This window comes from Kineococcus lubricus (genome assembly GCF_050871965.1).
Lineage (GTDB): Bacteria > Actinomycetota > Actinomycetes > Actinomycetales > Kineococcaceae > Kineococcus.
The window spans coordinates 50,037-73,022 of the sequence record NZ_JBJLSK010000016.1 but is presented as its reverse complement, the minus strand read 5'-3'; the positions used below and the strand labels follow the sequence as shown (position 1 = coordinate 73,022).

Below are 22,986 nucleotides of genomic sequence, written 5' to 3'. Positions count from 1 at the left end.
TTCTCCTACGTCTTGCGCAGGTCCCGGGCCAGTTCGGCCTGCGCGACGACCTCGGCCAGCCCGGCCCCGGTGGACGCGGTGACGACGGCGGCGACGGCCCCCTCCAGGAACGGGGCGTCGACGAGGACCACCGGCTCGTCGTCGAGGTCGGCCAGGACGGTCTTCGCGGTGAGCACGGCGCTGCCGAGGTCGACCAGCAGCGCCACCTCGGCCCCGGACGACACCGCTTCCCGGACCGCCGACTCCAGGGCGTCGGCGTCGGTGCCCAGCCGCCCGTCGGGTGTCCCCCCGACGGGGACCACGGTCGCCGAGGGGGCCATCTGGCCGGCGAGGTCGGCCACGCCGCGGGCCACGGCCGCGCTGTGCGAGAGCAGCACCACGGTGACGTTCACGAGACCGCCGCCAGCGCCCGCAGCAGCAGCACGACCGACTGCGCCCCCGGGTCCCGGTGGCCCGCGCCGCGCTCCCCGAGGTAGCTGGCCCGGCCCTTGCGCGCCACCAGCGGTTCGGTGGAGGCCGCCCCCTGCTCGGCCGCGTCGGCGGCCTCGGCGACCGAGCGGCCGGCCTCCAGCGCCTCGACGGCCGGGGTGAGCGCGTCCACGAGCGTCGCGTCGCCCACCTGCGCGCCGCCGAGCTTCACGACCCCGTCGAGCCCGGCGCGCAGCGCGGCCGCGAGCGCCGGGGCGTCGGCGTCCCCCGTCTCCCCCAGGGACTTCCCGGCGCGGCGCAGCAGGGTCCCGAACAGCGGCCCGCTGGCGCCGCCGACGGTGCTGACGAGGGTCGACCCGGCGGTGGTGAGCACGGCCCCGGGGGTGGCGGGGGCCTGGGCGTCGAGGGCGTCGAGGACGGCGCGCGTCCCGCGCTGGAGGTTCACGCCGTGGTCGGAGTCCCCGATGGGCCGGTCGAGGTCGGTGAGGGCGGCGGCGTGCTCGTCGACGGCGGCCGCGAACCCCCGCAGCCAGGCCAGGGCGGTGTCGGTGTTCACGCGCCCCACCGCAGCGCGGGGGTGCGGACCGGCGCGTCCCACAGGGCGAGCAGTTCGGGGGTGGCGCGGCAGACGCTGACCATGGCCCCGGCCATCTCCAGGCTCGTGACGTGGTTGCCGACCAGGGCCCGGGCCAGGCGGGCGCCGCGGCCGGTCAGCTCGTCCACGACGTCGGCGGCCAGGACCTGCAGTTCCAGCAGCGGCGTCCCGCCCATCCCGTTGACGAGCACGATGAGGTCCTCCCCGGCCAGGGGCAGGTCCTCGTCGATCGCGGCCACCGAGGTGCGGGCGACCTCGCGGGCGACCCCGGTGGCCGGGACGGGCACGCGGCGGCGGCCGGGTTCGCCGTGGATGCCGATGCCCAGTTCCATCTCCCCGGCCGGCAGGTCGAACCCGGGCCGGTCCGATCCAGGTGTGGTGCAGGCGCTCAGGGCCACCCCGAAGCTGCGGCTGCGGGCCACGACGTCGCGGCCCAGGGCGGCGACCTCGGCCAGCGGCCGGCCCTGCTCGGCGGCCGCGCCGAGGACCTTCTCTACGAACAGGGTCCCGCCGGTGCCGCGGCGGCCGGCGGTGTAGAGGCTGTCGGTGACGGCGACGTCGTCGTCGACGAGGACGGTGGCGACCTCGATGCCGTCGTCGTCGGCGAGTTCGGCGGCCATCTGGAAGTTCAGGACGTCGCCGGTGTAGTTCTTCACGACGTGCACGACCCCGCCGCCGGTGGACGCGGCGGTGGTCGCGGCGAGGACCTGGTCGGGCACCGGTGAGGTGAACACGGCCCCGCAGGCGGCGGCGTCGAGCATCCCCAGGCCGACGAAACCGGCGTGCAGCGGTTCGTGGCCCGAGCCGCCGCCGGAGACGAGGCCGACCTTGCCGGGGCGGCGGTCGGGGTCGGCGCGGGCCACGACGCCGCGCTCGGGGTCGACGGCGAGCTCGGGGTGGACGGCGGCCAGGCCGCGCAGCGCGTCGGTGACGGCGCGCGCGGGGTCGTCGAGCAGCTTGGGGGTGGTCATCGCAGAGCTCCTTCGCCCGGGGAGCGCCCAAAGTATCCTCAGTCGGCGAAGTTCGGAACCGCCCCCCGGGCGTCGGGGACGCGGTCGGCCGGTTCCTGCCACGCCTCCTGCCGGCCCAGGGCCGTCATGTCGAGGAACGCGTAGGCGCCGCCGAGCTGCTCGGTGCCGCGCGCGAACGTGGAGTACGTGTGGAAGACGCGGCCGCCGACGGCCAGGAAGCAGCTGTAGCCGGGCACCTCGCCGGGGTCGTCCAGCGCCCACCCCATCCCCGCCGCGCGCAGCTCGTCGGCGTCGCGGTAGTTCAGTTCCACGGGCGCGACCGCGGGGTCGAGCGTGGCGTGGAACTCGTGGTTGAACGTCCCGCCGTGCGAGCTGACCCACGGGAACGTCCAGCCCCGTTCCCGCGCCGCGCGGGCCAGCTTCGCGTACGGCGCGCGGGACACGGCGACGAACGTGGTGCGCCGGGCGTGCAGGTGGTCCAGCAGGCCGTCGCTGAGCTCGGCCAGCGCCGCCGAGCACGACGGGCAGACGTCGTCCCAGGCGGGGTCGAACATGACGTGCTGGACGACGAGCTGGTCGCGGCCGTCGAACAGGTCGAGCAGCCCGACCTCCCCGCCGGGTCCGGTGAACCGGTGGTCGGTGGTGACCTCGACCATCGGCAGCCGGCGCCGGTCGGCGGCCAGCGCGTCCTGGGCGCGGGTGAGTTCCTTCTCGCGCCGCAGCAGGTCCTTGCGGGCCCGCAGCCACTCCTCGCGGGTGGTGACCTCCGGCAGAGCCACGGTGTCCTCCTCGTCCTGGTGGGTCCTCCCGACGAGGGGTGGACCCCGCCGGGAGCCGGAACTCACCGGTCAGTCGGCGGTCCGTTCCACGACGGTCCGGTCGAGGGGTTCGAGGTCGGCCGGCTGCACGCTGAGGCTGGGGAAGTCGGCCAGCGGACCGGACTCCGCCTGGTCCCAGTCGTCGAAGGTCAGGCCGCTCTGCAGGTAGACGACGAGGAGGCGGGCCAGGGCGACCAGGCCGTCGACGTGGGCGCGCTCGTGGCCGTGGCTGGAGTCGAGGCCGAAACCGAGCAGCGCGTGCCGGGCCTCGATGCCGGCCTCCAGGGCGGGGGCGGCGTCGGAGCGGTAGTGCCGGTAGACGTCGCGGACGGCGGGGATGCCGTGCTCACCGGCCAGGGCGTGCAACCGCCGCGACAGGTGGTAGTCGAAGGGGCCGGTCATGTCGAGCATCCCGACGCTGACCAGTTCCTCGCGCGAGTTCTGCCCCTCGGCGACGACGGCGTTGTCGACGGCGACGAGCTCGGCGACGTCGGGGGCCAGCCCGTGGGTCGCGCCGAACCCGACCTCCTCGCCGATGGTGACGAGGAACTGGGCGCTGACCGCCAGCGGCAGGTCGGCGTCGCGCAGCGCCTTGAGCGCGGCCAGGCACGCGGCCAGCCCGGCCTTGTCGTCGAGGTGGCGGGACTTCACGTACCCGTGGCGGGTCAGTTGCGGGGCGGCGTCGAGGGCCACGTGGTCGCCGACCTCGACGCCGAGGGCGCGGACGTCGGCGGCGGAGGCGACGGGTTCGTCGATGCGGACCTCGACGTAGGGCCAGCCCACGCCCTGGGTGTCGATCTCGTCGCCGAAGGTGTGCCCGCTGCTCTTCAGCGGCAGGACCGTGCCGGTGTACGTGCGCTCGTGGTCGTCGGTGAAGATCGTGACGTGGGCGCCCTCGGAGAACCGGGCGCTGTGGCTGCCGACGGGGACGACCTCGAGGCGGCCGGAGGCCTTCACCTGCTTGACCATCAGCCCGATCGTGTCGGCGTGCACGACGACGGCCCGGCGCACCTTGTCCGTGCGGCCCTTCAGGGTCGCGCGCAGGATGCCGCGGCGGGTCAGGTCGAACGGCAGCCCGAGGGCCGCGACGTGGTCGCCGACGGCCTGCATGACGGCGTCGGTGCGCCCGGAGGGGCTGGGGATGCGCAGCATCTCCATGAGCGTGCTCGTGAGGTACTCGACGTCGATCGGGACGTCCACGGGAACGGGGACGGACTGGGGGTTCGGGTTCGCGCTCATCACCGGCGATGCTGCCAGGGAACGCGAGAGGATGCCCCGGTGGACCTCACCGACGTGCTCGACGACCTGTACGGCTCCCCGCCGGCGGAGTTCACCGCGACGCGGGACGCCTACGCCCGGCAGGCCCGGGACGAGGGGGACCGCGACCTCGCCGCCCGCATCGGCGGCCTGCGCAAGCCGCCGGTCCCGGCGTGGGCGGTGAACCTGCTGCGGCGCGAGCGCCCCGGGGACGTCGAGCAGCTGCTGGAGCTCGGCGCGGCCATGCGGGAGGCGACGGCGTCGCTGGCCGGCCCGGAGCTGCGCGAGCTCACCGTGCGGCGGCACGAGGTCCTGGAGGCCCTGCGGGTGCAGGCGGCCCGGCTGACGCGGGCCGCCGGGGTGCGGTTGTCCCCGGAGGCCGGGGAGAAGGTGGTGGCCACGCTGCGGGCCGGGATGAGCGATCCCGCGGCCGCGGACGCCGTGCGGTCCGGGACGCTGGTGCGGCCCCTGGAGGCGACCGGGTTCGGCGGGGTCGACGTCGAGGGGGCCACCGCGGCCGACGCGCCGCCCACCCGCGCCGCGGCCCCGGCCGCCCGCCGGGCCCGGGTCCCCCGCGACGAGCTGACGGCGCGCCGCCAGGAGAAGGCCGCGCGGGCCGCCGAGCGCGAACGCGCCGAGGCCGAGCGCCGCGAGCGGGAGCGGGCCGAGCTGGCCGCGGCCGTGGAGGCGGCGCGGGAGGAGCTGCGCGAGGCCCGCGACGAGGCGGCGTCGACGTCGGGGGACCTGGCCTCGGCGCGGCGCCGGCACGGGGACCTGACGCGCCGCCGCGACGACCTGCGGGCCCGCCTCGACGCCGTCAGCGAGCAGCTGTCCGCCGCCGGGGAGGACCTGCGCGGGGCCGAGCGCGCCGCGCACGCCGCCGACGAGCGGGTGGGCGCCGCCGAGCGCGAGCTGGAGGACCTGCGCGCCCGCCTGCCCGACTGACCCCCGCGACCGCGGGGCGGGGGTCAGCGCTGGTCGCGGGGGCAGGCGTGGGCGGTCCGGCCGGCCAGGGTCCACGTCCGCACCGGTTCCCCGCAGCGGCGGCACGTGGGCCGCTTGTAGACCCACCGCTCGTCCGGGGCCGACGGGTCGGACACGACCTGCCCCGCGTCGACCCCCAGCCGCAGGTGCCGCACCGCGAGGTCCCACAGCGTCGCGGCCTCGGCCGGGTCGACGCGGCGGGCGGGGTCGACGCCGGCGAGGAACAGCAGCTCGGCGCGCCAGGCGTTGCCGATGCCCGCCCACACCGACTGGTCCAGCAGCGCGGCGCCGACCGCCGACCGGGACTCCCCCAGCCGCCGCGCCGCCGCGGCGCGGCCCGCCTCCCCGACCCGCAGCGGGTCCGGTCCCAGCGTCGCCAGCAGCGCCGCCCGGCCCGGCGCGTCCAGCGCCTCGCACCGGCTGGGCGCGATGAGGGAGAACGCCTCCCGGTCCCCCGCCAGCCGCAGGCGCGTCCCGGCCCGCGGCGCCAGCCCCAGGTCGCCGGTCCGCAGGAAGATCCCCTTCATCCCCAGGTGGACGTGCACGTCGGGGGCGTCCTCGAAGGAGTACAGCAGGTGCTTGCCGTACGCCTGGACGTCCAGCAGCCGGTGCCCGTCGAACGGGCCCGTCTCGAACCGGCCCTGCGGGCTCGTCACGGACAGCACCTGCCCCGCCAGCGCCTCGCGCTGGTCGCGGGCGTGGCGGTGCAGGGAGTGCGCCTCGGGCACCTAGCCCTGCTCGCGGGTCTCGGGGAACAGCAGGTCCAGGAACCGCTGCGCCGTCGGGCGCGGGGCGTGGTTGGCCAGGCCGGGCCGCTCGTTGGCCTCGATGACGACGTGCTCGGGACCGGACACGTCGGGGACCAGGAGGTCCAGCCCCGTCACCGGGATCCCCAGGGCGCGGCTGGCCGCGACGGCCGCGTCGACGAGGTCGGGGTGCAGGTCGTCGGTGACGTCCTCGATCGTCCCGCCGGTGTGCAGGTTCGCGGTCCGGCGCACCTCCAGCCGCTGCCCGCGCGGCAGCACGTCGCCCAGGCCGAACCCGGCGTCGGCGACGACGGCCTCGGTGGTCGCGTCCAGCGGGATGCTCGACTCCCCGCCGGTGGCGGCCTCGCGGCGGCGGCTCTGCTTGGCGACCAGGGTCCGGATGTCGTCCGCGCCGGTCCCGATGACGGCGGCCGGGCGGCGCACCGCGGCGGCCACGACCTCGTGGTCGATGACGACGATCCGCAGGTCCTGACCGGCCACGAGTTCCTCGACCAGGACGTCGGGGCAGTGCGCGGCGGCCTCGGCGACCGCCGCGCGCAACGCGTCCCCACCCCCGACGCCGACGGTGATCCCCCTGCCCTGCTCCCCCCGGGCCGGTTTCACCACGACGGGCCCGGTCTCGGCGACGAGGCGCTCGCAGGCGGCCAGGCCCTCGGTGTCCCGCAACGGGTCCGGGGCCAGTTCCACGGCCCGCGGCACCCGCACCCCGCGCGCGGCCAGCAGCCGCCGCGTCACCCGCTTGTCGTCGCAGCGGCTCATGGCGACCGCGTTCGTCAGCTCGGACAGCGATTCGCGGGTCAGCAGCGACCGGCCCGCGCACGTCAGCCGCATCTCCCCGCTGAGGGCGTCGGTGACCTCCACCCGCACCCCGCGCCGCAGCGCCTCGTCGGCGATGATCCGCGCGTACGGGTTCAGGTCGGCCAGGCCCTCGGGCTGGGGGGAGAACAACGGCCGGTTGATGGGGTTCTTCCGCTTCACCACGACCGGCGCCGCGGGCCGGAAACCCAGCCGCCGGTACAGCGCGATGGCGCCGTCGTTGTCGTGCATGACCGACAGGTCCAGGATGGCCCGGCCGCGGGCCACGTACCGCTCGGCCAGCACCCGCACCAGGGCCTCCCCCACCCCGCGCGGGGCGGCCTGCGGGTCCGCGGCCAGGCACCACAGGCTCGCGCCCTGGTCGGGGTCGCCGAAGGCCAGGACGTGGTCGACCCCGGTGACGGTGCCGACGATCTCGCGGGTGCGGGTGTCCTCGGCGACGAGGTAGGTGAACGTGCGGGTCCGGTGGTTGGCCCACATGACGTCGACGTCGGAGGTGACCATCCCGCACGCGGCGTAGATGCGGTTCACCTCGTCGAGCTCGGCGCGGTCGCGGACCATCCGGACGAACACGTCGGGGTTGCGGTCGCGCGGGGCCCGGTAGCGGGCCAGCGGCAGCCGGAACGTGATCGAGGGGTCCAGGAACAGCTCGTGCGGGGCCATCCCGACGAGGACCTGCGGTTCGCGGACGTACATCGCGATGTCCCGCTCGCCGGTCTCCTCCGCGCGCAGGGCGTCGACGATGGCGGACTGGTCGGTGAACGTCTGGCCGAACACCAGCCGGCCCCACCCCATGTCCAGGACGACGTCGCTGCTCATGTCGTCGGTGAACCACTGCGGGGGCCGCTGCCAGGTCCGGCTGGAGATCGTCGGCACGTCGAGCCCGCGGTGGCGCAGGCCGGCGAGCGTGCTGCGGCGTTTCGTGGTCGAGGTCATCCCGAACCCCCCTCGCTCAAGCGATCCCGTGCTGCTGCAACCACATCTCCAGCAGACCCAGCTGCCACAGCTTGTTGCCCCGCAGCGGGGTCAGCTCCCCGTTGGGGTCGGCGAGCAGCGAGTCCACGTACTCGGGGCGGAACAGGGCGCGGTCGCGGGCCGCGCGGCTGGACAGGGCGTCCTTGACCAGGCCGAGGACCTTGCCCTCCAGGTGCGTGATCGCCGGCACCGGGAAGTACCCCTTGGGCCGGTCGATGACCTCGCGCGGGATCAGCCGGTAGCCGACCTGCTTGAGGATGCCCTTGCCGCCGTTCGCGAGCTGGAGCTCGGGCGGCACGGCCGCGGCGAGCTCGACGAGCTCGTGGTCCAGGAACGGGACCCGAGCCTCCAGGCCCCACGCCATCGACGTGTTGTCGACGCGCTTGACGGGGTCGTCGACGAGCATGACCTCGGTGTCCAGGCGCAGGGCGGCGTCGACGGCGGTGTCGGCGCCGGGACGGGCGAAGTGGTCGGCCACGAACTGCCGGGACACGTCGGTGCCGGTCAGCCACTGCGGGTTCAGGACCTGCCTCATCTGCGCGTGGTCGCGGTCGAAGAACGCGGCGGCGTAGGCGTCGACGCCCTGCGCGGGGGTCAGGCCGGTCAGCGGCGGGTACCAGTGGTAGCCGCCGAACACCTCGTCGGCGCCCTGCCCGGACTGCACGACCTTGATGGTCTGCGAGACCTGCTGGCAGAGCAGGTCGAACGCGACGACGTCGTGGCTGACCATCGGTTCGCTCATGACGCCCACGGCGTGCCCGAGGGCGCCGACGAGCTCGTCGCCGGTGACGCGGATGCGGTGGTGGTTCGTGGCGAACCGTTCGGCGATGGCATCGGAGTAGGCGAACTCGTCGCCCTCGCGGCCCCCGACGGACTCGAAACCGATCGAGTAGGTCGCCAGGTCGGTCTGCCCCTGCTCGGCGAGCAGCGCGGTGATGAGGCTGGAGTCCAGCCCGCCGGACAGCAGGACCCCGACGGGCACGTCGGCGACGGTGCGGCGCTCCACCGCCGTCCGCAGGGACGCCAGGACGGCGTCCTCCCAGTCCCGCTCGGTGAAACCGGCGAACTGCTCGCGCCGCACGTGGTCCGGCGACCAGTACCGGTGCTCCCGGGACGAGCCGTCGGCCTCGACCACCCGGACCGTGGCGGGCGGCAGTTTCCGGACGCCCTTCAGGACGGTGTGCGGGGCGGGCACGACGGCGTGCCACGTCAGGTAGTGGTGCAGCGCGACCGGGTCGATCGTCGTGTCGACGTCGCCCGCGGCCAGCAGCGCGGGCAGGCTGGAGGCGAACCGCAGCCGGCCCGGCGTCTCGGCCAGGTACAGCGGTTTGATCCCGAGCCGGTCGCGCATCAGCACCACGCGGCCGGTGTCGCGCTCGTGGACGACGACGGCGAACATGCCGATCAGGTGGTCCACGACGTCGGTGCCCCACCGGTGGTACCCCTTGACGACGACCTCGGTGTCGGAGGTCGAGACGAACCGGTAGCCGTACCCGATGAGTTCCTCGCGCAGCTGCGGGTAGTTGTAGACGCAGCCGTTGAAGACGGCGGTCAGCCCCAGCTCGGGGTCCTGCATGGGCTGGGCCCCGCAGGCGGACAGGTCGATGATCGACAGCCGCCGGTGCCCGAGGGCCACGCGGCCCTGGGCCCAGACGCCCTCGCCGTCGGGTCCGCGGGGAGCGAGCGTCTGCGACATCCGCTGGACCGCCGCGACGTCCGCCGCGCGCCCGTCGAACCTGACCTCACCGCAAAGACCGCACATGGCGCCCCATCCAACCCCGGGATCAGCCCGGCGGCCAGGTGAAGCCGCGCCCGCCGAGCACGTGGCCGTGCACGTGGAACACCGACTGCCCCACCGCGGTGCCGGTGTTGAAGACCAGCCGGTACTCACCCCCGCACCGCTCGTCGGCGATCCGCTGGGCGACCTCGACGAGCCGGGCCAGGGTCGCGGGGGCGGCCGCGGCGAGCTCGGCGACGTTCTCGTACCGCTCGCGCGGGATCACCAGGACGTGGACGGGGGCCTGGGGGGCGATGTCCTCGAAGGCGACGACGAGGTCGTCGGAGTGGACGATCGTGGCGGGGACCTCCCCGGCCACGATCTTGAGGAACAGGTCGTCGGGGGCGCGTTCGACGCGGGAGACCTCGGCCATGCCCGCACGGTACCGGCGGGGCGCCTGGAGGGAACGTTGTGCCGCCGGGGGCGGACGGGACCGCGAAGATCTTCGGGTTGGATGTCAACCGTGACCCTGCGTGACACGTCTACTCGCTGTGAGGGTGGTGGAGGAGCTCGTGGTCGGCGCTGACGACCCCCGCTCGTGGTCGGCCGACGAGGCCGTCGGCGCGCTGTACGCGGCGCACTGGCAGCGGCTCGTCGCGCTCGCGGCGTCCCTGCTGGGCGGGTCCGCGAGCGCCGAGGAGGTCGTCGCCGACGCCTTCGTCACCCTGCACCGGCGGTGGGCGGGGCTGGCGGACAAGGGGTCCGCGGTCGCCTACCTGCGCACGAGCGTGGTGAACGGCGCACGCGACGTGCTGCGGCACCGGGTGGTGGCCGACCGCCGCCGCCCGCTGCCCGACCCGGCGCCGGAGGGCCCGGAGGAGCACGCGGTGCGGGCCAGCGAGCACCGCACGGTGCTGGCGGCCCTGGAGTCGCTGCCGGCGCGGCAGCGGGAGGTCTTGGTGCTGCGGTACCAGGGGGAGATGTCCGAGCAGGACATCGCCGACGCCCTCGGCATCAGCCGGGGTGCGGTCAAGACGCACGCGCACCGCGGGTTGTCCGCGCTGCGCGAGGTGATGAGCCGCGAGGTGAACCCGTGAACGACCAGACCCCGCTGGGCCCGCTGCCGGACCCGGACGGCGACGACGACCTCAGCCCCACCGCGCGGCAGCTGCGCGACGCGCTGGCCGCGCGGGCCGCCGGGGTGGCACCGACCGACCGTCTCGAGGAGATCCGCATGAGCAGCCGAGCCCGCCGTCGTCGTACCCGCGCCTGGGCCGCGGTGGCCGGGGCCGCCGCCGCCGTCGTCGTGGGCGGTGGGGCGTACGCCGTGACCCAGCGCGGCGGGGACGAGGTGCGGGTCGTGGCCGCCGCGTCGTCGTCGGAGGCGTCGGAGGCACCGGGGGCGCCGGCGGCGTCGCCGGAGCCGTCCACGGCCCCCGCGTCGTCCGCCCCGGCGTCGTCGCCGGCGGCGCCGCGGTCGGGCGGTGCCCCGACGTCGTCCGCGCCGCGGTCGGCGGGTACCGCCTCGACGGCTCCGGTGCAGCCACTGCCCTCGGGCGCGGCGTCGGTCCCGGTGTACTGGCTCGGCGGGCAGCCGGCGAAGCTGTTCCGGGAGTACGTGGCGGCCGGCGACGGCGCGAACGACGCGACGAACGCGCTGCGCGCCATGCTGGCCGGCGCCCCGGGCGACCCGGACTACTCCAGCCCGTGGTCGGCGGACCCCTCGGCCCAGGTGACCGCCTCCGGCGGGCAGCTGGTCGTGGACCTGTCCCCGGCGGCCGCGGCGGGGACGGCCGCGGACCCGGCGGCGGCGCTCCAGCAGCTGGTCCACACCGTGACGGCGGCGGCGGGGTCGAACGACCCGGTCGTGGTCCGCGTCGACGGCGCGACCCGCCCGACGCTGTTCGGGACGCCGGTCCCGGCGGAGCTGACCCGCGCCCCGCAGGCCGACGTGCAGGCCCCGGCGTGGATCACGAGGGTCGTGCCGGGGTCGGGGTCGGTGACGGTCGAGGGCGTCGGGACGGCCTTCGAGGGGACGCTGCTGTACACGGTCACCGACGCGGCGGGGACCGAGGTGGCGCGGGACGCGGTGCAGGCGGGGGCGAACGGGACGTTCGGGGAGTTCTCCTTCACCGCGCGGGTGCCGGCGGGGACGTACACCGTCGCGGTGTCCGCCCCCGACGAGTCGAACGGCGAGGGCACCCCGGGCGTGGGCGACACCAAGGACGTCACCGTCCGTTGACGCCGGTCCGGGGCCCGTCACCCGGACGGCTCAGGTCCGCACGCACAGCTGCCGATCCTCCTGGAACGTCGCCGTCCCGGACCACCGGGCCGGGACGTCGAGGATCCAGCAGCGGGTCGGGAGGCACACGATGACGACCACCACCACGGGCCGGGAGCGACGGGCTCCCGTGCGGCCCACCGGGCAGGAGCGGACCTTCTCCGCCGACGAGCTGATCGTCTCCAAGACCGACCCGCGCGGGATCATCACCTACGCCAACGACGTCTTCCTGCGCGTCGGCGCGTTCGAGCGCCACGAGGTCATCGGGCAGCCGCACAACGTCATCCGGCACCCCGACATGCCCAAGGCCGTCTTCAAGCTGCTGTGGGACACCGTCTCCAGCGGCCGGGAGCTGTTCGCCTACGTCAACAACCTCGCCGCGGACGGCGCGAACTACTGGGTCCTGGCCCACATCACCCCCAGCCTGGACCGCTCCGGGCGGGTCGTGGGGTACCACTCGAACCGCCGCCGGCCCCACCCTGAGGGTGTGCGCGCCGCGAGCGCGCTCTACGACCGGCTGCTGGCCGAGGAGCGCCGCCACAGCGGCGGCAAGGCGGCCGTGGAGGCCTCCAGCGCGCTGCTGGCGCAGCTGCTCGCCGAGCGCGGCGTCTCCTACGAGGAGTTCGTCTGGTCCATCGTCCCCGAGGAGGTCTGATCGTGAAGCTGTTCAACGGTCGCGGCGGGCCGTCGCCCGCGGGCGAGGTGGCCCTGTACCGCGAGCTGGTCCGCCAGGTCGCCGACGTGTGCGACCAGGCCGCCGCCGGTGACCTCGAGGCCCGCGTGGCGGGGGTCCCGGGGTCGGAGGCGGTGCCGGAGCTGGCCCGCCTGGCGGACTCGGTCAACCGGTCCCTGGACGTCTCCGACGCCTTCGTGCGCGAGGCCGGGGAGGTCCTGACCGCCGCCGCCGACGGGCGGTTCCACCGCCGGCTGCTGCTGGGGGGCCTGGGCGGGGCTTTCCGCCACTCCGCCTCCGCCATCAACTCCGGGCGCACCACGATGCAGGCCGGGAGCGCCGCCGTCGAGGGGGCCCGCACGACCCGCCTGGCGCTGGCCGACGACTTCGAGGCGGGGGTGCTCGGGGTGTCCGAGCAGCTCGCCACCGCCTCCACCGAGCTCAGCGCGTCCGCGCAGGGACTGGCGACCGCGGCCGGCGCGGCCAGCGAGGAGGCCGACCAGGCGGCGCTGACCATGCAGGCGCTCACCGAGGCCTCGCGCGAGATCCAGCAGGTCGTCTCGGTCATCAACGCGATCGCGGACCAGACGCGGCTGCTGGCGCTGAACGCGACGATCGAGGCGGCCCGGGCCGGGGAGGCCGGCAAGGGCTTCGCCGTGGTCGCCGCCGAGGTCAAGGAGCTGGCCGACCAGTCCGGGCGCGCCACCGAGCAGGTCAGCCAGCGCGTCGACAGCATCCGCCAGAACGCCCAGGACGCCGTGCGCGCCATCACCGGGATCGGCAGCACGATCGTGGAGATGAACGGCCTCGTCGACGGCGTGCGCACCGCCGTCGACGGCTCCTCCGGCTGGGGCGGGGCGCAGGACACCACCGGGCTGTCGCAGCTGGCCGAGGAGCTGCGCAGCCAGATCAGCGGCTTCCTGGCGGGCATGCGCGGCTGAGCCGCGCGCCGCTCAGCGCCCGGAGAACCGGTCCCGCAGCTTCGAGAACACCCCCTGGTGGGTCTCGGACAGCTTCCCGGAGGGGCGCACCTCGCCGCGCAGCTCGGCGAGCCGGCGCAGCAGCTCCTCCTGCTCCTCGTCGAGGTCGCGGGGGGTGACGACCTCCAGGGTGATCAGGAGGTCGCCGCGGCCCTGGGCGCGCAGGTGCTCGGCGCCCTTCTGCTTGAGGGTGACGACCTCACCGGCCTGCGCCCCGGGTCGGACGTCGACCTCCTCGGCGCCGTCGAGGGTCTCCAGCGGGATCGTCGCGCCGAGCGCGGCCGCGGTCATCGGCACCTGCAGGGTGCACAGCAGGTCGTCACCGGAGCGGGAGAACACCGGGTGCGGGCGTTCGTGGATCTCGACGTAGAGGTCACCGGGCGGGCCGCCGGCGGTGCCGACCTCGCCCTGGGAGGCCAGCTGGATGCGGGTGCCGGTGTCGACGCCGGCGGGGATGCGGATGGTCATCGGGCGACGGGCGCGGACGCGGCCCTCCCCGGAGCACTCCAGGCACGGCGAGGGCAGGACGGTGCCGAAGCCGCGGCAGGTGGGGCAGGCCTGCGTCGTCATGACCTGGCCGAGCAGCGAGCGCACGACCCGCTGCACCGAGCCCTGCCCGTGGCAGATGTCGCAGGTCTGCGGGCTCGTGCCGGGCTGGCAGCAGGACCCCTTGCAGGTGGGGCACAGGATCGCGGTGTCGACCTGGATGGACCGCTCGCCGCCGAAGGCCGCCTCGGCGAGGTCGACGTCGACGCGGATGAGCGCGTCCTGGCCGCGCTGGGTGCGGCTGGCGGGCCCGGCGCCGCGGCCGCCGCCGCCCTGGCCGAAGAAGGCGTCCATGATGTCGGAGAACCCGAACCCGGCGCCGAAGCCGCCGCCGGGGCCACCGGCCCCCGCGCCGCCGCGGTCGTAGGCGGACCGCTTCTCGGGGTTGGACAGCGTCTCGTAGGCCTGGGAGACCTCCTTGAACTGCTCCCCCGCCTCGGGGTTCACGTCGGGGTGCAACTTGCGCGCGAGCTTGCGGTACGCGCGCTTGATGTCCTCCGTGGAGGCGTCCTTGGAGACGCCGAGGACGTCGTAGTAGTCGCTCACGAGGTCGGGTCTCTCCTGTCGGTTCTGAGCACTGCGAAGATCACTGCGCGAGGATCCGCGAGACGTAGCGTGACACCGCACGCACCGCGGCCATCGTCGTCGGGTAGTCCATCCTGGTCGGGCCGAGGACGCCGAGCCGGGCCAGGACCGTCTCGGTGCCGTAGCCGCTGGTGACCACGGAGGTGCCGTCCAGTCCCAGGTGCAGGTTCTCCGCACCGATCCGGACGGTGAGGCCGCCGCGCCCGCCGGAGCCGGCGTCCTCCTCCTCGGCGAGCTCCTGCACCAGGCGCAGCAGCACGACGTGCTCCTCGAGGGCCTCGAGGACGTTGCCGAGGGACGTGGACAGGTCGGCGCCCTTGACGAGGTTCGCGGTGCCGGCGATGACCACGCGCTCCTCCAGGGAGGCGCTGAGGCAGTCCCCCAGCGCGGCGGCGACCTCGGCGGCGACCGCCATGTCCTCCGGCGGGGTCTGCTGGACGAGGTCGGTCAGCCCCTCGCGGGCCTCGCGCAGCCGCTTGCCCCCGACGGAGGCGTTGATCCGGGTGCGCAGGGTCGCCAGCGCGACGGCCAGGTCGTCGGCGTCGGTGGCCGAGCGGATGTCCAGGACGCGCTGCTCGACGCGGCCGGAGTCGGTGATGAGGACCAGCAGCGCGCTGCGGCCGCCGACGCCGACGAGCTCGACGTGCCGGACGCCGGCGCGGCTGAGCGAGGGGTACTGCACGACGGCGGCCTGCCGGGTGATCTGGGCGAGCAGCCGGACGGTGCGGTCGACGACGTCGTCGAGGTCGTCGGCGCCGTGCAGGAACGTCTCGATGGCCCGCTTCTCGGCCGCCGACATGGGTTTGACGTTGGCGAGGCGGTCCACGAACAGGCGGTACCCCTTGTCGGTGGGGATCCGCCCGGCGCTGGTGTGCGGCTGGGTGATGTACCCCTCCTCCTCCAGCACGGCCATGTCGTTGCGGATGGTCGCGGGCGAGACGCCGAGGGCGTGGCGCTCCACGAGGGTCTTGGACCCGACGGGCTCGTGGCTGGAGACGTAGTCCTCGACGATGGCCCGCAACACCGCGAGCCTGCGGTCGTCGCTCATCCGTCCCTCCCTGCTCCGGCACCCGGTGCTCTGCTCCCGCGCGTCTGGCACTCAACGCGCGCGAGTGCCAAGTCTAGGCGCTCGCGCCCCGGTCGCGCCTCCCCCGCCGGCCCGCGGGGCGTGGTTAGCGTTCCCCCGTGACCCGCTACGACGACCGGTACGGCGCCGACGTGCTCTCCGCCGACCCGCACGCCCGCAACCGCCCCAGGCCCACCCACCGCGACGAGCCCGCCGTGCGCGGCCTGGTCGTCGAGGACGTCGACACCGGCTGGGTCGGCGCGGTCGTGCGGGTGGAGAAGAGCGGCGGGGTGCACGTCGTCGTCCTGGAGGACGCGAAGGGCCGCACCCGCACCTTCCCGCTGGGACCGGGGTTCTGGGTGGACGGGCAGCCGGTGCGGCTCGTGGCGCCCCGGGCCGCGGGCCCGGCCCGGCCGACCCGCACGGCCAGCGGGTCGGTGGCCGTCGCCGGCGCCCCCGCCCGGACCGCGCGGGCCTCGCGCCTGCTCGTGGAGGGCCGGCACGACGCCGAGCTCGTCGAGAAGGTCTGGGGCGACGACCTGCGCGTCGAGGGCGTCGTGGTGGAGATGCTCGACGGGGTCGACGACCTCGACGCGGCCATCCGCTCCTTCGGCCCGGGGCCGGGGCGGCGGATCGGCGTCCTCGTGGACCACCTGGTGCCGGGGTCGAAGGAGTCGCGGATCGTCGCCGGCGTCGGGAAGAGCCCGCACGTGCTCGTGGTGGGGCACCCGTTCGTCGACGTGTGGCAGTCGGTGCGGCCGCAGCGGCTGGGCTGGACGGCGTGGCCGGCGATCCCGCGCGGGCAGGACTGGAAGAAGGGGGTCCTGGCCGAGCTGGGCTGGCCGCGCGCCACCCAGGCCGACGTCGCGCAGGGCTGGAAGCGGATCCTGGGGACGGTGCGCACGTACGCCGACCTGGAGCCGGCGCTGCTGGGCCGGGTGGAGGAACTCGTCGACTTCGTGACCGCCGACCTGGCGGACCGCTGAGGGAACGGTCACGATCGAGGGGTGAGCCAACCCCCGTACCCGCCGCAGCAGCCCTACGCCCCGGTCCCGATGTCGCCGTCGGACGAGCGGATGTGGGGGATGTTCGGGCACCTGTCCGCGATCGCCGCGAGCTTCGTGACGCTGCCGTTCCTGGGCCCGCTGATCCTGTTCCTGGTGTTCAAGGACCGCAGCGGGTTCGTGCGCGGGCACACCTCCGAGGCGCTGAACATGACGATCTCGCTGATCGTCTACGAGGCGGTGCTGTTCGTCCTCTGCTCGGTCCTGGCGCTGTTCACCTTCGGCCTGTCGTACGGCCTCATGGTGGTGCCCGGCGTCGTCGCGCTGATCTTCACGATCCTCGCGGCGGTCGCGGCCAACCAGGGGCGCGCCTACCGCTACCCGCTGATCTTCCGGGTGGTGCGCTGAGGTTCACGCCACCGCGCGCAGGTCCCCGGCGGGGTCGGCCCCCAGCGGGACCAGCGCGACGGTCGTGACCCCGGCCCGCTCGTGGTCGGCGAGCCGCCGGCGCACCGCGTCGACGGACCCCACCAGGCTCGTCGCCTCCACCAGGCCCGCCGGGACCCGCTGCACGGCCTCGTCCTTGCGCCCGGCGAGGTAGAGGTCCTGCACGGCGTCGACGGCGTCGCCGAAACCGAGGCGGCGGCCGAGGTCGGCGTAGAAGTTCTGCTCCCGCGAGCCCATGCCGCCGACGTACAGGGCGATGAGCTCGCGCACCGGGCGTTCGGCCCGCGCGCGCTCGTCGCCCGTCGCGCCGGTCAGCACGAACGGCACCGAGGCCGTCACCGCGAAACCCCCCACCGGCCGGGTGCGGCGCGCGAACCCCGCGCGCAGCCGGTCGAACGACTCCGCGGAGTTCTCCGGGACCAGGAACGAGGGCAGCCAGCCGTCGGCGATCTCCCCCGCCAGCTCGACGTTGCGGGGGCCGACGGCCGCCAGGTGGATCGGCAGGTCGGGCCGGGGGGCGGGCTGCATGAGCTTGAGGGGCACACCCGGGCCGCCCGGCAGCGGCAGTTCCAGGTGGGCCCCGGTGAACCGCGACTCCTCGCGGGCCAGCAGCCTGCGGACCACCTCGACGTACTCGCGCGTGCGGGCCAGGGGCTTGGCGAAGGGCTGGCCGTACCAGCCCTCGGCGACCTGCGGGCCCGAGACGCCCAGCCCGAGCCGGAACCGGCCGCCGGACAGCCCGTCGAGGGTGGCCGCCGTCATGGCCGTGGAGGCCGCGGCGCGGGCGGGGATCTGCAGGACGGCCGACCCGAGCCCGATGCGGCTGGTCCGCGCCGCGAGCCAGCCGAGCACGCTGACGGCGTCGGTGCCGTACGCCTCGGCGACCCAGGCGGAGGCGAACCCGGCGTCCTCGGCGGCGCGGGTCAGGTCCAGGGCCCGGGCCGCGGCGGGCCCGACGGGGCCGGTGAGGTAGCCGAGGCTCAGTCCGAGGTCCATCCCCGCACGCTACGGGACGGCCGCGCGACCCCCTTGCCGCCGCCGGTCCCGCCGGGCATCCTGTGCCCCGTCCGTGCGGTTCCCGTGAAGACGCGCCCGGACCCCACCCCTCGACCGCCGCGGTCGACGACGCGAAGGACCCACCGTGCTCCGTACCCCCCTGCTGCGCCGCCTCTGCGCGTCCGCCTCCCTGACCGCCGCCGTGGCCGGCGCCGGACTGGTGGCCACCGCCGCCCCCGCGGCGGCCGCGACCTGCTCCGACGTCGAGGTCGTCTTCGCCCGGGGCACCGGCGAGGCGCCGGGCCTGGGCATCGTCGGCGGGCCGTTCGTGCGGGCCCTGACCAGCCAGCTCAGCGACCGGTCCGTCGCCTCGCACGCCGTCGACTACGCCGCGAACACCTCCCAGACCAGCGCCGGTCCCGGGGCGAGCGCCATGAGCGCGCACGTGCGCTCGGTCGCCGCGCAGTGCCCGGGCACCCGTTTCGTCCTCGGCGGGTACTCCCAGGGGGCCACGGTGACCGACATCGCCCTCGGCATCCGGACGGGGACCACCACGGGCACGCCGGTGCCGGCTGAGCTGGCCGGGCGGGTGGCGGCCGTCGTCGTCTTCGGCAACCCGCTGGGGCTGAGCGGGCGCACGATCGCCACGGCCAGCCCGACCTACGGGCCGCGGTCGAAGGACTACTGCAACAGCAGCGACACCGTCTGCGGCAGCGCCCCCAAGACGGGCACGGGCGGTCACCTCAGCTACGCGACGAACGGGTCGACGACCGCCGGGGCGCAGTTCGCGGCGGGCCTCGTCCGCGCCGGCGGGTCCCCCACGGACCCGGGCCCGGCCCCCAGCACGTGCGTGCGGGACAGCACCCGCGCGCACGTCGCCGCCGACCGCGCCGTCAGCGTGTTCGGCCGCGCCTACGCCCGGGGCAGCCGGGACGACCTGGGCCTGGTGAGCAGCTACGTCACCGTGTCGCTGCGCGCCGTCGACGGCGGGTGGGAGCGCGTCGCGTCCTGCTGACCGGACTCCTCAGCGGGCGGGGTCGAGCAGCCGGCGCACCACCGCGTCGGCCAGCAGCCGGCCCCGCCGCGTGAGGGCCACCCGGCCGCCCGCGGCGGGTTCGAGCAGCCCGTCGAGCAGGAGCTGGGCCGCCTGCGGGCGCACGTCCCACCAGGCGGGGTCGAAACCCTCCGCCAGCCGCGAGAGCAGCAGGACGTCCTCGACGCGGCGGTCGTCGGCGGTGAGGACCTCGCGGGCGTACGCCGGTGACTGCCCGGCCCCGAGGCGGCCGGCGTAGGCGGTGGGGTGCTTCACGTTCCACCACCGCACGCCGCCGACGTGGCTGTGCGCGCCGGGACCGATCCCCCACCAGTCCCCGCCGCGCCAGTAGGCGAGGTTGTGGGCGCAGGCGAACCGGGGCTCGCGGGCCCAGTTGCTCACCTCGTACCAGGAGAACCCGGCGGCGGCGAGGGTGTCGTCGACGATCTCGTACTTGTCGGCCTCGTCGTCGTCGGAGGGTTCGGGGACCTCCCCGCGGCGCATCTGACCGGCGAGCCTGGTGCCCTGCTCGACGATGAGCGCGTAGGCCGAGACGTGGTCGGGGGCGCAGTCCAGCGCGGCGTCCAGGCTGCGGCGCAGGTCGTCGTGCGACTCCCCCGGGGTGCCGTAGATGAGGTCGAGGCTGACCTCGAGCCCGGCCTCGCGGGCCCAGCGGACGGCGAGGGGGACGCGGGCGGGGTCGTGGGTGCGTTCCAGGACGGCCAGGACGTGCGGGACGGCGGACTGCATCCCGAAGGAGACCCGGGTGAAGCCCGCCTCCCGCAGCCGCTGCAGGCTCTGCGGGGTCACCGAGTCCGGGTTGGCCTCGGTGGTGACCTCGGCGCCGGGGGCGATCCCGAACCCCTCGCGCACCGCGGCGAGCATCGCGGCGAGGTCGTCGGCCGGCAGCAGCGTGGGGGTGCCGCCGCCGAAGAACACCGTCTGCGCCGGGCGCGCGGCGGCGCCGAGGACGCCGGCGGCCATCCGCACCTCGGCCGCGGCGGTGCCGGCGTAGGCGGCCTGGGAGCCGCCGCCGCCGAGCTCGGTGGCGGTGTAGGTGTTGAAGTCGCAGTAGCCGCAGCGCACCGAGCAGAACGGGACGTGCAGGTAGACGCCGAAGGTGCGCCCGGCCGCGCCGTCCAGGGCGTGCGGGGGCAGGGATCCGTCGGCGGGGACGGTCTCGCCGTCGGGCAGGGTGCTGGGCACCCCTCCAGTGTCGCCCGTCGCGGCCGATGCCCGGGTACCCCTAGGGGGTAGGGGTTGCACTCGACACCCCAGGGGGGTATCAAGGAGCCATGGAGCACGGGCCCGGGTACGCCGGGGAGAAGACGGAGGTCCTCAAGCGGCTGCGCCGCGTCGAGGGCCAGGTGCGCGGTCTGCAGCGGATGGTCGAGGAGGACGCGTACTGCATCGACGTCCTGACCCAGGTCTCCGCGGCCACCAAGGCCCTGCAGGCGGTCGCCCTGTCCCTCCTGGACGACCACCTCGGGCACTGCGTGGCGCACGCCGCCGCCGAGGGCGGCGCCGTGGCCGACGAGAAGATCAAGGAAGCGAGCGCGGCGATCGCGCGGTTGGTGAGGTCCTGATGAACCGGTTCGGCGTGTCCGGCATGACGTGCGGCCACTGCGTGGCGGCGGTGACCGAGGAGGTCTCGGCCCTGCCGGGCGTGGAGTCGGTGCGGGTCGACCTCGTCGCCGGCGGCACCTCCACCCTCACGATCACCAGCGCCTCCCCGCTCGACCGCGCGGCCGTCGCCGCCGCCGTCGACGAGGCGGGCTACGAACTGGCGGACTGACGTGACCACCACCAGCGGTCCCGTCGAGCTCCTCATCGGCGGCATGACCTGCGCCTCGTGCGCGAACCGCATCGAGAAGAAGCTCAACCGGATGCCGGGCGTCGAGGCGAGCGTGAACTACGCCACCGAGAAGGCCACCGTGCGGCTCCCCGCGGGCACCGGCGTCGCCGAGGCCATCGCCGTCGTGGAGAAGACGGGGTACACCGCCGCGCTGCCCGCGCCCGACCCCGAACCCGCTGCGCCGCAGGAGGACCCGGCCACGACCGAGCTCGGCCGCCGGCTCGCGGTCACGGCCGCCCTCGGGCTGCCCGTGCTGCTGCTGTCGATGGTCCCGGCCCTGCAGTTCGCGAACTGGCAGTGGCTGGCGTTCGCGCTGACCTCCCCCGTCGTCGTCTGGGGGGCGTGGCCGTTCCACCGCGCGGCCGTCGTGAACGCCCGGCACGGCGCGGCGACCATGGACACCCTCGTCAGCCTCGGGGTCGCCGCGGCCTACCTGACGTCCGTGGCCTCGCTGTTCCTCGGCGACGCCGGGATGCCCGGGATGCACATGGAGTTCGCCCTGCTGGGCTCGGCCGGGGACGAGCTGTACCTCGAGGTCGCGGCCGTCGTGACCGTCTTCGTCCTGGCCGGGCGGTACCTGGAGGCCCGCGCGCGGCGCCGGTCGGGAGCCGCGCTGCGGGCGCTGCTCGCCCTCGGCGCCAAGGACGTCGCGGTCCTGCGGGCCGGGGCCGAGGTGCGCGTGCCCGTGGCCGACCTGCGCACCGGGGAGGACTTCGTGGTCCGCCCCGGGGAGACCGTCGCCACCGACGGCACCGTCCGCGAGGGCGCCTCCGCCGTCGACCAGAGCCTGCTCACCGGCGAGTCCGTCCCGGTGGAGGTCGGCGTCGGGGACGGCGTCGTCGGCGGCACCGTCAACGCCGGGGGCCGGCTCGTCGTGCGCGCCACCCGCGTCGGCGCCGACACCCAGCTGGCCCGCATCGGCCGCACCGTCGAGCAGGCCCAGTCCGGCAAGGCCGCGGCGCAGCGGCTCGCCGACCGCGTCTCGGGGATCTTCGTGCCCGTCGTCCTCGTCGGGGCGCTGGCCACGTTCACGGGCTGGCTGCTGGCGGGCACCCCCGCACCGGAGGCGCTGACCGTCGCCGTGGCCGTCCTCGTCATCGCCTGCCCCTGCGCCCTGGGCCTGGCCACCCCGACGGCCCTGCTCGTGGGGACCGGCCGCGGCGCGCAGCTCGGCATCCTCGTCAAGGGGCCCGAGGCGCTGGAGTCGACCCGGCGCGTCGACACCGTGGTCCTGGACAAGACCGGGACCGTGACCACCGGGCGGATGTCCCTGGTCGCCGTGGTCCCCGCGCCGGGGGTCTCCGAGGACGACCTGCTGCGGTGGGCGGGCGCGCTGGAGGACGCCTCCGAGCACCCCGTCGGGCGGGCCGTCGCCGCGGCGGCGCGCGCCCGCGGACCGCTGCCGCAGGTCACCGACGTCACCGCGGTGCCGGGGGCCGGGATCGGCGGCGTCGTCGACGGCGTTCCGCTGCGGGCCGGGCGCCCCTCCTGGATCGGGCTGGACCTGCCCGCGGAACTGGTGGAGGCGTTGCGGGAGAACGAGTCCGCCGGCCGCACGGCCCTCCTCGTGGCCTCCGAGCGGCCGCTGGGGGTGCTGGCCGTGGCCGACACCGTGCGCGACACCAGCGCCGCCGCCGTCGAGGGGTTCCGGCGCCTGGGCCTGCACCCGGTCCTGCTGACCGGGGACAACGAGCGCACCGCCCGCGCCGTGGCCGCCTCCGTGGGGATCGACGACGTCGTGGCCGGGGTCCACCCCGAGGACAAGGTCGCCCACGTCGCCGCGCTGCAGGAGCGCGGACGGGTCGTCGCGGTCGTCGGCGACGGCGTGAACGACGCCGCGGCCCTGGCCACCGCCGACCTCGGCATCGCGATGGGCTCGGGCGCCGACGCGGCCATCGAGGCCGGTGACCTCACCCTGGTGCGCGCCGACCTGGAGGCCGCCGTGGACGCGGTGCGCCTGTCCCGCCGGACGCTGTCGACGATCCGCGGGAACCTGTTCTGGGCCTTCGCCTACAACGTCGCCGCACTGCCGCTGGCGGCGGCGGGGCTGCTGAACCCGGTCGTGGCGGCCGCGGCGATGGCGTTCTCGTCGGTGTTCGTCGTCACCAACTCCCTGCGGCTGCGCCGCTTCCGCTGACGCCCCTCCACCGGGCGTCCACGAGCCGGTCCCCCACGGCGCGGCGAGGGCAGG

Annotated in this window: 24 protein-coding genes; 11 read left to right on the top strand and 13 right to left on the bottom strand. The window is 75.5% G+C overall.

Translation table 11 applies throughout. From position 1 onward, the window contains the following. Positions 1 to 5: 5 nt before the first annotated feature. From dhaM to ACRYRX_RS13770, 5 genes are all read right to left on the bottom strand, one after another. Positions 6 to 392, bottom strand: a complete 387-nt coding sequence (gene dhaM, locus ACRYRX_RS13790; protein ID WP_432512625.1) for a dihydroxyacetone kinase phosphoryl donor subunit DhaM — start codon at positions 390 to 392, stop codon at positions 6 to 8. Then, entirely contained in the window at positions 389 to 985 is a 597-nt protein-coding gene (gene dhaL, locus ACRYRX_RS13785; RefSeq protein ID WP_432512624.1) for a dihydroxyacetone kinase subunit DhaL, read from the bottom strand. Before dhaL ends, dhaM begins: the two co-directional genes overlap by 4 nt. Then, positions 982 to 1,995 carry a dihydroxyacetone kinase subunit DhaK gene (gene dhaK / locus ACRYRX_RS13780; protein WP_432512623.1) on the bottom strand — a complete coding sequence of 338 codons (1,014 nt, stop codon included), beginning with the start codon at positions 1,993 to 1,995 and terminating at the stop codon, positions 982 to 984. Before dhaK ends, dhaL begins: the two co-directional genes overlap by 4 nt. 38 nt (positions 1,996 to 2,033) lie before the next feature. Next, positions 2,034 to 2,774: a DUF899 domain-containing protein gene (locus ACRYRX_RS13775; RefSeq protein ID WP_432512621.1), complete on the bottom strand. Its 741-nt coding sequence runs from the start codon at positions 2,772 to 2,774 to the stop codon at positions 2,034 to 2,036. 69 nt (positions 2,775 to 2,843) lie between these two features. After that, entirely contained in the window at positions 2,844 to 4,052 is a 1,209-nt protein-coding gene (locus ACRYRX_RS13770) for an osmoprotectant NAGGN system M42 family peptidase (protein ID WP_432512620.1), read from the bottom strand. 39 nt (positions 4,053 to 4,091) lie between these two features. Between ACRYRX_RS13770 and ACRYRX_RS13765 the strand changes: the two genes are divergently transcribed. Then, on the top strand, positions 4,092 to 5,015 hold the full coding sequence (locus ACRYRX_RS13765; protein WP_432512618.1) for a hypothetical protein: 924 nt from the start codon (positions 4,092 to 4,094) through the stop codon (positions 5,013 to 5,015). A gap of 23 nt (positions 5,016 to 5,038) precedes the next feature. On the opposite strand, the gene ACRYRX_RS13760 is transcribed toward ACRYRX_RS13765, so the two are convergent. From ACRYRX_RS13760 to ACRYRX_RS13745, 4 genes are read right to left on the bottom strand one after another with little or no spacing between them, the layout of a single operon-like run. Beyond that, positions 5,039 to 5,782 carry a DNA-formamidopyrimidine glycosylase family protein gene (locus ACRYRX_RS13760; RefSeq protein WP_432512616.1) on the bottom strand — a complete coding sequence of 248 codons (744 nt, stop codon included), beginning with the start codon at positions 5,780 to 5,782 and terminating at the stop codon, positions 5,039 to 5,041. Beyond that, complete coding sequence (ngg, locus tag ACRYRX_RS13755; protein ID WP_432512614.1) at positions 5,783 to 7,573, bottom strand: N-acetylglutaminylglutamine synthetase; 1,791 nt, start codon at positions 7,571 to 7,573, stop codon at positions 5,783 to 5,785. A gap of 16 nt (positions 7,574 to 7,589) precedes the next feature. Continuing rightward, complete coding sequence (locus ACRYRX_RS13750) at positions 7,590 to 9,374, bottom strand: N-acetylglutaminylglutamine amidotransferase (RefSeq protein WP_432512612.1); 1,785 nt, start codon at positions 9,372 to 9,374, stop codon at positions 7,590 to 7,592. Between the two features lie 22 nt (positions 9,375 to 9,396). Beyond that, positions 9,397 to 9,762, bottom strand: coding sequence for an HIT domain-containing protein (locus tag ACRYRX_RS13745; RefSeq protein WP_432512610.1), 366 nt, complete (start codon positions 9,760 to 9,762; stop codon positions 9,397 to 9,399). 139 nt (positions 9,763 to 9,901) lie between these two features. Between ACRYRX_RS13745 and ACRYRX_RS13740 the strand changes: the two genes are divergently transcribed. The 4 genes from ACRYRX_RS13740 to ACRYRX_RS13725 all read left to right on the top strand — a co-directional run bounded on the left by ACRYRX_RS13740 (position 9,902) and on the right by ACRYRX_RS13725 (position 13,224). Then, a complete protein-coding gene (locus ACRYRX_RS13740) occupies positions 9,902 to 10,426 on the top strand; it encodes an RNA polymerase sigma factor (RefSeq protein WP_432512609.1) in 525 nt (174 codons plus the stop codon). Further along, entirely contained in the window at positions 10,423 to 11,571 is a 1,149-nt protein-coding gene (locus ACRYRX_RS13735; RefSeq protein WP_432512607.1) for a Gmad2 immunoglobulin-like domain-containing protein, read from the top strand. Before ACRYRX_RS13740 ends, ACRYRX_RS13735 begins: the two co-directional genes overlap by 4 nt. Positions 11,572 to 11,701: 130 nt before the next feature. Further along, the gene (locus ACRYRX_RS13730) at positions 11,702 to 12,265 is read left to right on the top strand and encodes a PAS domain-containing protein (RefSeq protein WP_432512605.1); all 564 of its coding nucleotides are present in this window, start codon (positions 11,702 to 11,704) and stop codon (positions 12,263 to 12,265) included. Positions 12,266 to 12,267: 2 nt separating this feature from the next. Continuing rightward, positions 12,268 to 13,224: a methyl-accepting chemotaxis protein gene (locus tag ACRYRX_RS13725; RefSeq protein ID WP_432512604.1), complete on the top strand. Its 957-nt coding sequence runs from the start codon at positions 12,268 to 12,270 to the stop codon at positions 13,222 to 13,224. Positions 13,225 to 13,236: 12 nt separating this feature from the next. Here ACRYRX_RS13725 and dnaJ read toward each other — a convergent pair whose 3' ends face one another. Together dnaJ and hrcA are read right to left on the bottom strand one after the other, a co-directional pair. After that, the gene (dnaJ, locus tag ACRYRX_RS13720) at positions 13,237 to 14,355 is read right to left on the bottom strand and encodes a molecular chaperone DnaJ (RefSeq protein ID WP_432512603.1); all 1,119 of its coding nucleotides are present in this window, start codon (positions 14,353 to 14,355) and stop codon (positions 13,237 to 13,239) included. Between the two features lie 40 nt (positions 14,356 to 14,395). After that, a complete protein-coding gene (gene hrcA / locus ACRYRX_RS13715) occupies positions 14,396 to 15,442 on the bottom strand; it encodes a heat-inducible transcriptional repressor HrcA (protein ID WP_432512601.1) in 1,047 nt (348 codons plus the stop codon). Between the two features lie 137 nt (positions 15,443 to 15,579). Here hrcA and ACRYRX_RS13710 point away from each other — a divergent pair, with 137 nt between their 5' ends. Continuing rightward, positions 15,580 to 16,446 carry a DUF3097 domain-containing protein gene (locus tag ACRYRX_RS13710; RefSeq protein WP_432512600.1) on the top strand — a complete coding sequence of 289 codons (867 nt, stop codon included), beginning with the start codon at positions 15,580 to 15,582 and terminating at the stop codon, positions 16,444 to 16,446. 21 nt (positions 16,447 to 16,467) lie between these two features. Continuing rightward, positions 16,468 to 16,872, top strand: a complete 405-nt coding sequence (locus ACRYRX_RS13705) for a DUF4870 domain-containing protein (protein WP_432512598.1) — start codon at positions 16,468 to 16,470, stop codon at positions 16,870 to 16,872. Positions 16,873 to 16,875: 3 nt separating this feature from the next. On the opposite strand, the gene ACRYRX_RS13700 is transcribed toward ACRYRX_RS13705, so the two are convergent. After that, entirely contained in the window at positions 16,876 to 17,907 is a 1,032-nt protein-coding gene (locus ACRYRX_RS13700; protein ID WP_432512596.1) for an LLM class F420-dependent oxidoreductase, read from the bottom strand. Between the two features lie 145 nt (positions 17,908 to 18,052). Between ACRYRX_RS13700 and ACRYRX_RS13695 the strand changes: the two genes are divergently transcribed. Further along, entirely contained in the window at positions 18,053 to 18,922 is an 870-nt protein-coding gene (locus ACRYRX_RS13695; RefSeq protein WP_432512594.1) for a cutinase family protein, read from the top strand. Between the two features lie 9 nt (positions 18,923 to 18,931). On the opposite strand, the gene hemW is transcribed toward ACRYRX_RS13695, so the two are convergent. Beyond that, positions 18,932 to 20,146 carry a radical SAM family heme chaperone HemW gene (gene hemW, locus ACRYRX_RS13690; RefSeq protein WP_432512592.1) on the bottom strand — a complete coding sequence of 405 codons (1,215 nt, stop codon included), beginning with the start codon at positions 20,144 to 20,146 and terminating at the stop codon, positions 18,932 to 18,934. Positions 20,147 to 20,235: 89 nt separating this feature from the next. Here hemW and ACRYRX_RS13685 point away from each other — a divergent pair, with 89 nt between their 5' ends. From ACRYRX_RS13685 to ACRYRX_RS13675, 3 genes are read left to right on the top strand one after another with little or no spacing between them, the layout of a single operon-like run. Continuing rightward, entirely contained in the window at positions 20,236 to 20,526 is a 291-nt protein-coding gene (locus ACRYRX_RS13685) for a metal-sensitive transcriptional regulator (RefSeq protein ID WP_432512590.1), read from the top strand. Then, on the top strand, positions 20,526 to 20,735 hold the full coding sequence (locus ACRYRX_RS13680; protein WP_432512589.1) for a heavy-metal-associated domain-containing protein: 210 nt from the start codon (positions 20,526 to 20,528) through the stop codon (positions 20,733 to 20,735). The genes ACRYRX_RS13685 and ACRYRX_RS13680 overlap by 1 nt, the downstream gene beginning before the upstream one ends. A gap of 1 nt (position 20,736) precedes the next feature. Further along, positions 20,737 to 22,932, top strand: coding sequence for a heavy metal translocating P-type ATPase (locus ACRYRX_RS13675; RefSeq protein WP_432512588.1), 2,196 nt, complete (start codon positions 20,737 to 20,739; stop codon positions 22,930 to 22,932). Positions 22,933 to 22,986: the final 54 nt, after the last annotated feature.